General features: G+C 62.0%; 12 protein-coding genes. 4 read left to right on the top strand and 8 right to left on the bottom strand.

The genetic code is table 11. From position 1 onward, the window contains the following. Position 1 precedes the first annotated feature (1 nt). The 6 genes from ACIPQ1_RS12445 to ppk2 all read right to left on the bottom strand — a co-directional run bounded on the left by ACIPQ1_RS12445 (position 2) and on the right by ppk2 (position 5,831). On the bottom strand, positions 2–760 hold the full coding sequence (locus ACIPQ1_RS12445; RefSeq protein WP_250963663.1) for a substrate-binding periplasmic protein: 759 nt from the start codon (positions 758–760) through the stop codon (positions 2–4). 597 nt (positions 761–1,357) lie between these two features. Continuing rightward, a complete protein-coding gene (phnE, locus tag ACIPQ1_RS12440) occupies positions 1,358–2,125 on the bottom strand; it encodes a phosphonate ABC transporter, permease protein PhnE (protein WP_186707367.1) in 768 nt (255 codons plus the stop codon). After that, on the bottom strand, positions 2,122–2,949 hold the full coding sequence (phnE, locus tag ACIPQ1_RS12435) for a phosphonate ABC transporter, permease protein PhnE (RefSeq protein ID WP_186707368.1): 828 nt from the start codon (positions 2,947–2,949) through the stop codon (positions 2,122–2,124). Before phnE (ACIPQ1_RS12435) ends, phnE (ACIPQ1_RS12440) begins: the two co-directional genes overlap by 4 nt. After that, a complete protein-coding gene (locus ACIPQ1_RS12430; protein ID WP_446534205.1) occupies positions 2,943–3,740 on the bottom strand; it encodes a phosphonate ABC transporter ATP-binding protein in 798 nt (265 codons plus the stop codon). Before ACIPQ1_RS12430 ends, phnE (ACIPQ1_RS12435) begins: the two co-directional genes overlap by 7 nt. Then, the gene (locus ACIPQ1_RS12425; RefSeq protein WP_186707370.1) at positions 3,737–4,588 is read right to left on the bottom strand and encodes a putative selenate ABC transporter substrate-binding protein; all 852 of its coding nucleotides are present in this window, start codon (positions 4,586–4,588) and stop codon (positions 3,737–3,739) included. Before ACIPQ1_RS12425 ends, ACIPQ1_RS12430 begins: the two co-directional genes overlap by 4 nt. A gap of 325 nt (positions 4,589–4,913) precedes the next feature. Further along, entirely contained in the window at positions 4,914–5,831 is a 918-nt protein-coding gene (gene ppk2 / locus ACIPQ1_RS12420) for a polyphosphate kinase 2 (protein WP_250963666.1), read from the bottom strand. A gap of 209 nt (positions 5,832–6,040) precedes the next feature. Here ppk2 and ACIPQ1_RS12415 point away from each other — a divergent pair, with 209 nt between their 5' ends. From ACIPQ1_RS12415 to ACIPQ1_RS12400, 4 genes are all read left to right on the top strand, one after another. Further along, complete coding sequence (locus ACIPQ1_RS12415) at positions 6,041–6,976, top strand: Ppx/GppA phosphatase family protein (RefSeq protein ID WP_411384976.1); 936 nt, start codon at positions 6,041–6,043, stop codon at positions 6,974–6,976. Positions 6,977–7,225: 249 nt separating this feature from the next. Further along, the gene (locus tag ACIPQ1_RS12410) at positions 7,226–8,323 is read left to right on the top strand and encodes a carboxynorspermidine decarboxylase (RefSeq protein ID WP_411384975.1); all 1,098 of its coding nucleotides are present in this window, start codon (positions 7,226–7,228) and stop codon (positions 8,321–8,323) included. A 25-nt stretch (positions 8,324–8,348) separates the two neighbouring features. Further along, complete coding sequence (locus tag ACIPQ1_RS12405) at positions 8,349–9,593, top strand: saccharopine dehydrogenase family protein (RefSeq protein WP_250963669.1); 1,245 nt, start codon at positions 8,349–8,351, stop codon at positions 9,591–9,593. Between the two features lie 813 nt (positions 9,594–10,406). Beyond that, entirely contained in the window at positions 10,407–10,907 is a 501-nt protein-coding gene (locus ACIPQ1_RS12400; protein ID WP_446534272.1) for a GNAT family N-acetyltransferase, read from the top strand. A gap of 92 nt (positions 10,908–10,999) precedes the next feature. Here ACIPQ1_RS12400 and ACIPQ1_RS12395 read toward each other — a convergent pair whose 3' ends face one another. Both ACIPQ1_RS12395 and ACIPQ1_RS12390 read right to left on the bottom strand, forming a co-directional pair. Further along, positions 11,000–11,698 carry an outer membrane protein gene (locus ACIPQ1_RS12395; RefSeq protein ID WP_446534204.1) on the bottom strand — a complete coding sequence of 233 codons (699 nt, stop codon included), beginning with the start codon at positions 11,696–11,698 and terminating at the stop codon, positions 11,000–11,002. 56 nt (positions 11,699–11,754) lie between these two features. Next, on the bottom strand, positions 11,755–12,222 hold the full coding sequence (locus ACIPQ1_RS12390; protein WP_250963671.1) for an SRPBCC family protein: 468 nt from the start codon (positions 12,220–12,222) through the stop codon (positions 11,755–11,757). Between the last annotated feature and the right edge of the window lie 14 nt (positions 12,223–12,236).

Genomic DNA, 12,236 nt, shown 5'->3' with positions numbered 1-12,236 from the left:
GTCATAACCATTTGCGCAGGATGGCGTCGTAGACCCCGTTGCGCCGGATGGTCTCAAGGCCAACGCGGAACTTCTCCACGGTTTCGGCCGGCGTCTTGCGGCTGAACGCCATGCTCAGGCCGTCCGGGCTGCTCAGTTCGGGCAGCGCCAAGGAGCGGATCAGCACCTTGTCCGGGTCTTCGCCATTCTGGCGCGTCAGGTACAGCGCGTTGAGCTCATTGGAAATCCACAGCTCCACGTGGTCGACCTTGAGCTTGCGGTAGTTGTGTTCGTACTTGGTGCTCGACTGCAAGTCTTCGCCGATGCGAAAGCCTTTCGAGACCAGGTACTGCTCGCCCACGTCCTGATTGACCGTGGCGATCTGGTGGCCATGGGCATCGGCCAGCGAGTTGAGTTTGACCGGCCGGTCTGCCAGGGAATAGATGTACCACTGGGTCGGGCCAATGGTGCCCACCCACTGGAAAAGCGATTGCCGTGCAGGCGTGCGGACGATCGAATAGATCAGCACATTGCTTTCATTGAGCGCCATTTCGTAGGCCCGGGCCCAGGGCATGGGCTGGATGGGTGCGTCCATGCCGACTTCCTTGAGCACGGCCTGGACCACCTCGGTGCTCATGCCGGTCACGCGCCCGTCCTGCGTCATGTTGTAGGGCGGCAACTCCTCCGTCACGATGCGCAGCGGTGTCTCTGCCGCGCAAGCGCTTGCAGCGAGGAACATCAGGACGCCCCACATCAGCAGGCGATTCAGCGGCAAACCCATTGATCATTACCCTATGCAACTGGCAGAGCCCGGCAAGGCCAGGGGCTATCATTGATAGGGTTATCGGCTGGGCTGGCGCCGGCTTGAATCCGGCCCGTCGAAACCGCCAGCGGCGTATCCGCCCCATCGACAGTTGTCACCAAGGTGGCGAGGGAGCTTGCTCCCGCTGGGGCGCGAAGCGGCCCCGAAATCAAGCAGCGGGGTGTTTCAGGTCAATTGCATGTTGCTTGTTGGGGCTGCTGCGCAGCCCAGCGGGAGCAAGCTCCCTCGCCACGGTTTTGTGGGCGAGACGATGAGTAGGTTTGGCTGAGCCTGTAACCCTGGGGGCGCGAGGTTGCTCGCGATAGGCCAGGTCAGCCAGCGTCGATGTCGGCTGGGCTGCCGCTATCGCGAGCAAGCTCGCTCCCACAGGGTTGCGCAGTCTTTTTTGGGGCCAGGTCCAGACCGTCGGCCAGTGGCGCGATTCCCGCATTGGATACCAGGCATTCCACCGGGCCGGTGGAGGCGGCCAGTTGTGTCAGCCTGGCCTGGTCGATGGCCTACGTCATGTCGCGGTCTTTATGACCAACCTCCCGGCTCATCGCCGCACAACAGCCCTCAAGCCTTGACCCAACGCTGGCGACTCCAACCGCTCAACGTGTCGACGGCCAACACCAGCAACAGCATCGCCAGGATCACCGTGCTGCCTTGGGCTTCCTGGAACAGGCTGAGGCTGACGTAGAGCATTTGCCCCAAGCCCCCGGCACCGACGAAGCCGAGCACGCTGGCCATGCGGATATTGTTTTCCCAGCGATACAGGACATAGGCCAGCAGTTGCGGCAGGAGATTGGGCAGCGTGCCGTAACAGAACGCCAACACGGCGTTGCCACCCTGCAGGCGGATGGCGTCGGCAGGTTCCGAGGGGGTATTTTCCAGGGCTTCGGCGAACAGCCGGCCGAGCACGCCGGTGGTGTGCAGGGCCAAGGCCAGGGTACCGGCATTCGGGCCAAGCCCGGCGGCGAGGACCATCAGCGCGGCCCACACCAGTTCTGGAACGGCACGCAAGGCGTTGAGCACCAGGCGCGATGCGCTCTGCAGGGGCCAGCCAAAGCGCCCGGCTGCCGGCAAGGCCAACAGCAGGCCGAACACCGCCGCGAGCAGGGTGCCCAGGGCCGACATGGCCAGGGTTTCCAGGGCGCCGTGACCGATCGCCTTCAAATGGGCCGGGCTCAGGTCTGGACTGAAGAAACGCTGCGCATAAGCGCCCATCTGGTGCAGATTGCGACTGTCGCCGAGCTCGCCCAGGTCGATGCCGAGGTAAACGAACGAGGCGATGACCGCCGCGCCGAGGCACAGGACAATGGCCGCGTTGATCAGGCGATTCATGCCAGCCTCCAGCGCAGCAGGCGGCTGAGTTGATCGGCGAGCAGCACCAGTGCCAGGAACGTCAGCAGCAGGCTCGCCACTTCTCCGCCAGCGAACATGCGCAGCGACAGGTCCATCTGCTGGCCCAGGCCCCCGGCACCGACGAAACCCATCACCACCGAAGCGCGGATCGCACACTCCCAGCGATACACCGTGTACGACAACAGTTCCGCCGCGACATTGGGCAGGATCCCGTAGCAGAAGGCGGCGAGCCGGCTGCTGCCGGACTGCAAGAGTGCGTGGGCCGGACGCTGGTCGACCGATTCGTAGATTTCCGCGTAGACCTTGCCCAGCATGCCGCTGTAGGTAATCGCGATCGCCAGTACGCCGGCCGTTGGGCCGAGGCCGACGGCGCGGACGAAGAGCAGTGCCCAGACGATTTCCGGGACGCTGCGCAAGAAGATCAACAGGCCGCGTACCGGCCAGCGCAGCAATTGGCCCCAATAGCCCGGGTGGCCGGCGCGGGAGGCCGCCGACAGTGACAGGGCGCGGCTGGCCAGCAGGCTCGCGGGCACCGCCAGCAGTAACGCCAGGGCCATGCCCGCTGTGGCGATGGCCAGCGTCTGCAGGGTGGCCTGCCACAGCAGTTCAACGAATTCGTCGCCATGGGCGGGCGGCCAGAACGCCGCGACAAAGCGGCCCATCTCGCTTTGGCTGTCACTCGCCACCAATACGCTGAGGTCCAATTCGCTGAACCGGATGCCCGGCCACAGCAGCACAAGGGCCAGCAGGCTGAGCAGCAGGCGAGGGCGGGTGGCGGGGTCTCGGGTATCGCGTGTCAGCATCGGGGGATCTGCACGCTCAAGGTAGTAGGGGGCGTTGGTGAAGGCTGCAGTTGATCGTTGGCGTAGAGCGTGTCGAGCAGCGGACGGTCGACCGCCTCGGTGGGCAGGTCGAACAGGACCTGCCCCTCACGCAGGCCAATGACCCTGGAAAAGTGCGCCAAGGCCAGTTCCACCGCGTGCAGGCTGGCGACCAGGGTCACGTTGTGTTCCCGGGCATGCTGGCAAAGCACCGAAAGCGTATGTTCGGCCAATACCGGGTCCATGGCCGAAACCGGCTCGTCGGCCAGCAATACCTCCGGCGCCTGGTACAACACCCGGGCGATGCCCACGCGTTGCAGTTGACCGCCGGACAGCTGCTGGCATTGCGCGAACAGTTTGTCGCCCAGGTCCAGCCGGGCCAATGCCGCCCTGGCGCCGGGAATGTCCAGCGGGTGCAGCAGATTCAACAAGCTTTTACCAATGCCCCACTGACCGAGCTTCCCGGCCAGGACCGCCGTGACCACCCGTTGGCGTGGCGGCAGGGGCGGCGCTTGGTGGATCAGGCCGATGCGCGCGCGCAAGCGCTGCCGCTGACGGGCAGGCAGCTGCCAGGCACGCTCGCCGAGCAGCTGCACCTCGCCGCTGCCCGGGCGCAGGGCGGTGGCCAGCAGGTTGAGCAGGCTCGACTTGCCGGCACCGGACGGGCCGATGACCGCGACCTGTTCGCCGGCGCCGATGTGCAAGTCGATGCCCCGCAACGCCTGGACGCCGTTGGCATGGGTCACGCTGACCTGGGTCAGTTGCAGGGTCATTTGAGCAGTTCGGCGGCGCGCGCGGCTTCCTCGATGCCCTTGTAGTTCTCAGGCTTGGTTTCGATGAAGCGGCTGGCGGCTTGCAGGTCGAGGATTTCCTTGTCCTTCGGGTTGGCCGGATCGAGGGCCAGGAAGGCCGCCTTGATCTTGGCCGCCAACGCCGGGTCGAGGGTTCCGCGCACGGTCCAGTTGTAGTCGAAGTAGGTGGGGGTGGTGGCGAAGACCTTGACCTTGGCCGTGTCGACCTTGCCGGCCGCGACCAGTTTTTCCCAGACGCTGGCGTTCAGCACCCCGGCGTCGACCTTGCCGGCCTGGACCCAGGCGACGGTGGCGTCATGGGCGCCCGAATAACCCACGCGGCTGAAGTAGGTTTCCGGCTTGATGCCGTCCTGGAGCATGAAATAGCGCGGCATGAGGCTGCCGGACGTCGACGACACCGAACCAAAGGCGAAACTCTTGCCCTTGAGGTCGGCCAGGGATTTGACGGCAGGGTCGGCGGTGATGAATTTACTGGTGAACTGGGCATCCTGTTCGCGCTGGACCAAGGGGATGGCGTTGCCGGTTTTCAGGCGCGCCTGCACGAAGGTGAAGCCCCCCAGCCAGGCCATGTCGATCCGGTCGGTGGCCAGCGCCTCGACCACGGCCGGGTAGTCGCTCACGGGGACGAACTCGACCTTCATGCCGGTTTGCTGTTCCAGGTAAGCCCCCAGTGGCTTGAACTTGCGCAGCAGCTCGGTCGGGGCTTCGTCGGGAATCGCGCTGACTTTCAGGGTGTCGGCGGCCTGCGCCAGCCAACTGCAAAACGACAGGGCAACACCAGCGGCCAATGCCAAGGACGGCTTGAGCATGAAGGATCTCCGATACAGGAAGGCAAGGAAATATTGAAGCGTCAGCCCACAGGGGCGGTACGCCGTTCTGTGAGGGTAGACGAAGGAAAGGGATGTTAACCGTTTCTGGCTATGAACTCACCCAAACCCCTTGTGGGGGCTTGATGGCGAAGAGTCCTGTGGGAGCGAGCCTGCTCGCGATGGCGGGGTATCAGTCACAAACTTGGCAACTGATCCTCCGCCATCGCGAGCAAGCTCGCTCCCACATGGGTATGTAGCGGGCAGGAGATGCACGAGGTCAGAGCCGTTTGGGACAACCCTGGTGGGCGTCCCTGCCTGGCGGGTCTCAATAGACCGGGGGCACGATCAGCTCCGGGGGCGTCGGGCTGCGGGAATAATCTTCCTGCCGTACCCGCTGCGGCAGTTCGATGGTCGGCAGTTCCACTTCTTCATAGGGCATTTGCCCCAGCAGGTGATGAATGCAGTTGAGCCGGGCCTTTTTCTTGTCGTCGGCGTGCACCACCCACCAGGGGGCCTCGGCGATGTGCGTGCGCTCAAGCATGATTTCCTTGGCCTTGGTATAGGCCTCCCAGCGCCGACGGGACTCCAGGTCCATGGGGCTGAGCTTCCATTGCTTGAGCGGGTCATGAATACGGCTGAGAAAGCGCAGGTGCTGTTCCTGGTCGGAAATGGAGAACCAGTACTTGATCAACTGGATGCCGGAGCGGGCGAGCATCCGCTCGAATTCCGGCACGGTACGGAAGAACTCTTCGTACTGGTCGTCGGTGCAGAAGCCCATGACCTGTTCGACCCCGGCGCGGTTGTACCAGCTGCGGTCGAACAGCACGATCTCACCCGCCGCCGGCAGGTGCGAAACGTAGCGCTGGAAATACCATTGAGTCCGTTCACGGTCGTTGGGGGCGGGCAGGGCGGCAACGCGACACACCCGGGGATTGAGCCGCTGGGTAATGCGCTTGATCACGCCACCCTTGCCGGCGGCGTCCCGTCCTTCGAACAGGATCACGACCTTGTGCCCAGTCTTGACCACCCAGCTTTGCAGCTTCACCAGTTCGCCCTGGAGGCGGAACAGTTCGCTGAAATACAGTCGGCGGTTTTCCTTTTCGCTGCTTTGCGGAGCGTGTTCATCGAACAGGGCGTTCAGGTCATGCCCGTCTTCGGACAATTCCAGCTCCAGTTCTTCGTCACTGTGATCGAGCAATTCGCGGTGGATGCGCTGTACCAAGGTGTCCTGGGTTGAAAGCATGGTGGAAAACTCGGTCGTGGAGGCGCGATCCACGCTATCTGCAGTTTGTTACATAGTAGTGACGTCATCTACGCTTCATGAGTTTGTCGTTGGCTAAAACAGGGAGTGTCATCCAGGTGTCATCGAACCCGTGGCAGGATCCTCGCAAATCATCGTGGGATGCTCGGCAGCGCTTGTGCCTGCTGGCTGATGAATCAAGGAATACCGCTATGAAAGGCGACGCCCCCCTGTTCGCGGCCATTGACCTGGGTTCCAACGCCTTTCGCCTGATGATTGGCCAGTCGGTCAGGCGCAATCGACAGATGATGATCCAGGAAGTGAAAACCTTGCGCGAGCCGGTCCGATTGGCCGAGGGCCTGCAGGCCGGGGCGCTGGACGAGCTGGCGCTGGATCGAGGCTGGCAGGCCCTGGCCCGATTCGGCAAGAAACTGCGCGGCTTTGAAGCCGGACGGGTGCGGGCGGTGGCGACCAGTGCCGTGCGCGAAGCGGCCAATGCCCAGTTGTTCCTGGCCAGTGCCGAACGGCACCTGGGGTTTCGGATCGACGTGCTGTCGGGGCATGAAGAAGCCCGGCTGGTGTATGCCGGCGTGGCCCATACGGTGCCCGGCGTCGAACAGACGCGATTGGTGGTGGACATCGGCGGTGGCTCGACCGAACTGATCCTGGGGCAGGGCGCCCAACCGTTGTTGACGGAAAGCATTGCCATTGGCAGTGGCACCTTTGGCGCGCGTTACTTTCCGGGCGGACGCATCACCGCTCAGGCGCTGCTGGAGGCTGAACGCGTGGCCGTCCTGCAGTTTGAAGCAGTGGCGGCGCATTATCGCGCGCAGGGCTGGCAGCAGGTGATCGGCTCATCCGGTACAGCGCGGATGTTGGCCAAGGTGCTCAAGGCCAATGGTCTCAATGACTTCGGACAAGGCGGCATCACCTACGGCGGGTTGCTGCGCCTGTCGCTGCGGCTGCTGGAAGTCGGGCATGTCGAGCAACTCAGGTTGGCCGGCTTGCAGCGTCATCGCCTGGGCATCTTGCCCGGTGGCCTGGCGATCATGCTGGCGGCGTTCAAGGTCTTCGGTATTACAGACATGCTCGCTAGCGAAGCGGGCCTCAGGTTCGGTGTGCTTCATGGCCTGATGCATAAAAGCTGATCACGAACGGTTGCCCGCCGTGACGCTTATCGATGACGGCTCAAGGTCGAGCGTCAGCGCTTTTTGGTTATCCCTCCGTTGCCAGATCCAGCCTCTTGTCGCCTGTGCGGCCGGTACGTCCGGTTATCGCAAAGCGTCGGCCTGGATCGGGATGATTGCGCGAACGGGGCTTTTCGCTCTTTCGATCTGCAGTCAGTGAAGGCACAATGCGCATCCTTTTTTGGCTCGCCTTGCCCGGAGGCCTCGAAAATGATCAAAACGCCGTACTACCTCATCGACAAACAAAAGCTGCTGGCGAACATGCAGAAGATCGCCTATGTGCGTGAGCAGTCCGGGGCCAAGGCCTTGCTGGCGCTCAAGTGCTTCGCCACCTGGTCGGTGTTCGACCTGATGCAGCAGTACATGGACGGCACCACCTCGTCGTCGCTTTACGAGCTCAAGCTCGGCCGGCAGAAGTTCGCCGGCGAGACCCATGCCTACAGCGTGGCCTGGGCCGACGAAGAGATCGAGGAGATGCTCGCCAACTGCGACAAGATCATCTTCAACTCCATCGGCCAGTTGCAGCGCTACACCGAAGCGTCCGCCGGCAAGGTCCGTGGCTTGCGGGTCAATCCGCAGGTGAGCAGCTCCGATTACCTGCTGGCCGACCCGGCGCGACCGTTCAGCCGCCTGGGCGAGTGGGATCCGGTGAAGATCGAGCAGGTCATCGAGCACATCTCCGGCTTCATGTTCCACAACAACTGCGAGAACGGCGATTTCGGCCTGTTCGACGAGATGCTGGGCACTATCGAAGAACGCTTTGGTCACTTGCTGCATAAGGTCGAGTGGGTCAGCCTCGGTGGCGGCATCCATTTCACCGGCGAGGGCTACGCCCTGGACGCCTTTTGCGCACGGCTCAAGGCCTTCTCGCAAAAGTATGGCGTGCAGGTCTACCTGGAGCCGGGCGAGGCCGCGATCACCCAGAGCGCGTCGCTGGAAGTCACCGTGCTCGACACGCTCTACAACGGCAAGCACCTCGCCGTGGTGGACAGTTCCATTGAGGCGCACATGCTCGATCTGCTGATCTATCGCCTGGACGCCAAGCTGGCACCGAGCGAGGGCGAACACACCTACATGGTTTGTGGCAAATCCTGTCTGGCCGGAGACATCTTTGGCGAGTACAAATTTGATCGTCCGTTGTCCATCGGCGATCGGCTGTCGTTCATCGACGCAGCGGGCTACACCATGGTCAAGAAAAACTGGTTCAACGGCCTGAAGATGCCGTCCATCGTTGTGAAGCAACTCGACGGCAGCGTCGAGGTGGTTCGCGAGTTTGTTTACGACGACTACTTGTCCAGCCTCTCTTGAGCTGGCGGAAGGAGAAATAAAGAAATTGAAGAAGAACGTACTTATCATTGGTGCAGGAGGTGTCGCCAAGGTGGTGGCCCACAAGTGCGCGCAGCACAACGACGAACTCGGTCGTATTGCTATCGCGTCGCGCAACATCTCCAAATGCCAGGCCATCATCGACAGCGTCAAGGCCAAGGGTAGCCTCAAGCAACCCGCCGACATCAAGGCCTTTGCACTGAACGCTCTGGATGTCGAAGCGACCAAGGCGCTGATTCGCGAAACCGAGTCGCAGATCGTCATCAACGTCGGCTCTGCCTTTCTCAACATGTCGGTGCTGCGTGCCTGCATCGATACCGGCGTGGCCTACCTGGACACCGCCATCCACGAAGAACCGGGCAAGGTCTGCGAGACGCCGCCCTGGTACGGCAACTACGAGTGGAACCATCTCCAGGAGTGCCAGGAGAAGAACATCACCGCCATTCTCGGCGTGGGCTTCGACCCGGGTGTGGTCAATGCCTATGCGGCACTGGCGCAACAACAGCATTTCGACCGCATTGATTCGATCGACATTCTCGACGTCAATGCCGGCTCCCATGGCAAATATTTCGCCACCAATTTCGACCCGGAAATCAATTTCCGCGAATTCACCGGACAGGTGTGGAGCTGGCAGGACAGCCAGTGGACCAGCAACACCATGTTCGAAGTCAAGCGCACCGACGACCTGCCAGTCGTAGGCTCGCAGAACCTGTACCTGACCGGTCACGACGAAGTGCACTCGCTGTCGAAGAACCTCGACGTGCCCAACGTGCGTTTCTGGATGAGCTTCGGCGAGCACTACATCAATGTGTTCACCGTGCTCAAGAACCTTGGCCTGCTCTCCGAGCAACCGGTCAAGACCGCCGAAGGCCTGGAAGTCGTGCCGCTGAAAGTGGTCAAGGCCGTGCTGCCTGACCCGAGCTCGCTGGCGCCGGGCTACACCGGCAAGACCTGCATCGGCGACCTGGTCAAGGGCACCAAGGATGGCCAGCCGCGCGAGATGTTCATCTACAACGTAGCCGACCACGAGGACGCCTACGCCGAAACCGACAGCCAGGGCATTTCCTACACCGCCGGCGTGCCACCCGTGGCCGCAGCCTTGCTGGTGGCTCGTGGTGAGTGGGACGTGCAGCGCATGGTCAACGTCGAGGAGCTGCCTGCCGAGGCGTTCCTCGAGGCGCTGGATGCGATGGGCTTGCCGACGCGTATCAAGGACGAGCATGGAGACCGTCCCTGGAACCAGAACGCCTGAAGGACGCCAGGCAGGTTCCACTTTGGCTTCCCCGATAGAAACTGCAGAATCGCTCCGGATTCTGCAGGCGATTGAACCAGGCGTGAATACCTGGCAATCAGTGGGAGTCTTGAAGAAATGCTCCGTATCGAAAGGTACGGAGCATTTTTCGTTTAGGGTCCCCATCAAAATGAACCCGTGGCGAGGGAGCTTGCTCCCGCTGGGGCGCGAAGCGGCCCTGAAGCCCGACCCTGTGGCGTTTCAGGCAGACCGCATTGAGCTTTTTGGGGCTGCTGCGCCCGAAGCGTCGGACCGGCCCAGCGGGAGCAAGCTCCCTCGCCACGGAGTTGTGTTTGGCTTGGGGGAGTCGTGAGTCATCCACCGGTATAACCACAAAGGCCTTTCGGATTTCTCCATCTATCTGTTCTCTCGAACGCACCTGCGCCGCTTTTGTGGCGAGGGAGCTTGCTCCCGCTGGGGCGCGAAGCGACCTCAAGCCAGACCCAGTGGTGTTTCAGGCAGATCGCATTCGGCTTTTTGGGGCTGCTGCGCAGCCCAGCGGGAGCAAGCTCCCTCGCCACGGAGTTGTGTTTGGCTTGGGGGAGTCGTGAGTCATCCATCTGCATAGCCACAAAGGCCTTTCGGATTTTTCCATCTATCTGTTCTCACGGACGCACCTGCGCCGCTTTTGTGGCGAGGGAGCTTGCTCCCGCTGGGCCGGTCCGACGCTTCGGGCGCAGCAGCCCCCAGCGCCAGACGACTCAAGCAGAAGCCCTGGCCATGAACTATCACCCGACCTTACGATTGCGCTTCCAGGCCCCGGAGAAACAATCAGTGAAACCATTCAGAATTCGCGAGTTGGAGAGCACCGATGCGCAAGCGCTGCTGGCCTTCGAAATCCACAACCGTGAATGGTTCGAGTCGCAGATCGACCCACGCGACCCGGCCTTTTATTCATTGACGGGCGTCGCCGATCACATCGAAAGCTATCTGGCCGATTTCGCTGAGGGTGCCTGGCACCCGTTTGTCATCGAGGATTCCAGCGGGAGAATCGTGGGGCGGGCGAATTTGAAAAGCATCCATTCACCACACGGATGCGCCGAGGTGGGCTATCGCATTGATCAACGCGCTTGCGGGCAAGGGCTGGCAACGCTGGCTCTGAAACATCTGATCGAGGCGGCGCGGATGCGTTGGAAGCTTACACAGCTGGTGGCTTATGTTTATGAGAGCAACGTCGGCTCAAGGAAGGTTCTTGAGCGGTGCGGGTTTGTACCTGGAGCGTTGTCGGATGGCGAGGACATCGAGAGTGGAAGCCGCTTTGTGCTTTCGATCTAGCAATGCGTTTCACCCGTAGTAAATGGCCCCAGGCTTGGACAGCGAAGCCGTGAGAGACGAATCGGCACCTGAGGCGCCGATCCATCTACCGCCTACAGCCAGTACCGCAAACCGACCATCAAGGACTGAGCGTTGTACTCCGTTTGCACATCGCCCTGGGGCAGGCCCTGGATGTCGCCGAAGTGCGCTTCGCCGGTCTTGAAGTAGCGATAGTCCAAGGACATGGACCAATGTTCGCTGAGTTCATAAGCGACCCCGGCGCCGAGTTGCCAGGCCGAGACGGTGTCGCGATGGGTGTCGCCGAACTCGACGCCACCGGCTTCCAGGCCGGTGATGGTCAGCACGGCGTAGCCCAGGCCACCGCCGACATACGGGGTGAAGCGGCTCAAGGGGGCCGGCAGGTTCGAGATGTCATACCAGAGGTTGGCCATGAGGCTGGTGGCTTCCTGTTCGCCTTTGCCGTCGATGCTGCCGCCGCCCTCGTAGACCCGCTGATTGAACTGGGTCAGGGTGTTGCGGCGGTAGCTCAGTTCCACTTCGGGCCGTAGCCCGGTCGGGAAGCGCCAGCCCAGTGCGAGGCCGGTGGCGAAGCCGGAATGCAACGGCTGGTTGTATTCCATTTCGACGAAATCAAGATCGTTCTGGTTAAGGTCCTGTTCAGCGACCCAGTTCACGCCGCCCATGCCACTGACATAGGGGCCGAGCGTGTCGGCGAAACTCGACGTTGGGGCGATCACACCCAGGCCAACGATGCCCATGACGAGATAGCGGGTGTTTTTCTGTAGGTTCATGCTAGATCCGAAATGTTGCTGTTATCGATAGGTAGGCGAAACACGTCCGAGGGCGCTCACACGAGGTGCAAGGGCGTCGCGGTTTTCCCCCGCGCCGAGGTGGCGGCCCGTTGTTCAGCCAGCTTGCAGAGGTTGTCCAGGGCGGTGGTCATCGCCCTGGCCAGTGCTTTGCGCAGCAGTGCGCGGTACAGGAAACTCAACGGCCCCGAAATCCTCGCGCTATGGATGACATGGGTTTCATCGGCAGAGAGCCGGCGCATCCGATGGTCGAATTCCAGGTCGATCCAGAGCAGCCGTGCGCTGTTGCGATAACTTTCGTGCGGGCTCACGGCTTCCAGCTTCAGGGGCATGTTCAAGCCATTCTTGAGGACACATCTGCCGCGCGTTCCCGCCTGGAACGGACCGTCGAGCTGGCACTGGCGAACGTCGGTATCCCATAGCGGTGCTTCGGGAAAGTTGCTCCAGAGCTTCCAGATTTCAGAAGGCGGCGATTTGACTATGACTTGCACGTTGACGTCGTTCACGGTGACACCTTGGT

This window comes from Pseudomonas sp. LARHCG127 (assembly GCF_052871455.1).
This window is presented reverse-complemented; position numbering and strand designations above follow the sequence as displayed.

Excerpts from the sequence above, each read along its gene's own strand:
- ACIPQ1_RS12395 (WP_446534204.1), bottom strand. The coding sequence starts at position 11,698 with ATGAACCTACAGAAAAACACCCGCTATCTCGTCATGGGCATCGTTGGC.
- ACIPQ1_RS12410 (WP_411384975.1), top strand. The coding sequence starts at position 7,226 with ATGATCAAAACGCCGTACTACCTCATCGACAAACAAAAGCTGCTGGCG.
- phnE (WP_186707368.1), bottom strand. The coding sequence starts at position 2,949 with ATGCTGACACGCGATACCCGAGACCCCGCCACCCGCCCTCGCCTGCTG.
- phnE (WP_186707367.1), bottom strand. The coding sequence starts at position 2,125 with ATGAATCGCCTGATCAACGCGGCCATTGTCCTGTGCCTCGGCGCGGCG.
- ppk2 (WP_250963666.1), bottom strand. The coding sequence starts at position 5,831 with ATGCTTTCAACCCAGGACACCTTGGTACAGCGCATCCACCGCGAATTG.
- ACIPQ1_RS12425 (WP_186707370.1), bottom strand. The coding sequence starts at position 4,588 with ATGCTCAAGCCGTCCTTGGCATTGGCCGCTGGTGTTGCCCTGTCGTTT.
- ACIPQ1_RS12430 (WP_446534205.1), bottom strand. The coding sequence starts at position 3,740 with ATGACCCTGCAACTGACCCAGGTCAGCGTGACCCATGCCAACGGCGTC.
- ACIPQ1_RS12445 (WP_250963663.1), bottom strand. The coding sequence starts at position 760 with ATGGGTTTGCCGCTGAATCGCCTGCTGATGTGGGGCGTCCTGATGTTC.
- ACIPQ1_RS12415 (WP_411384976.1), top strand. The coding sequence starts at position 6,041 with ATGAAAGGCGACGCCCCCCTGTTCGCGGCCATTGACCTGGGTTCCAAC.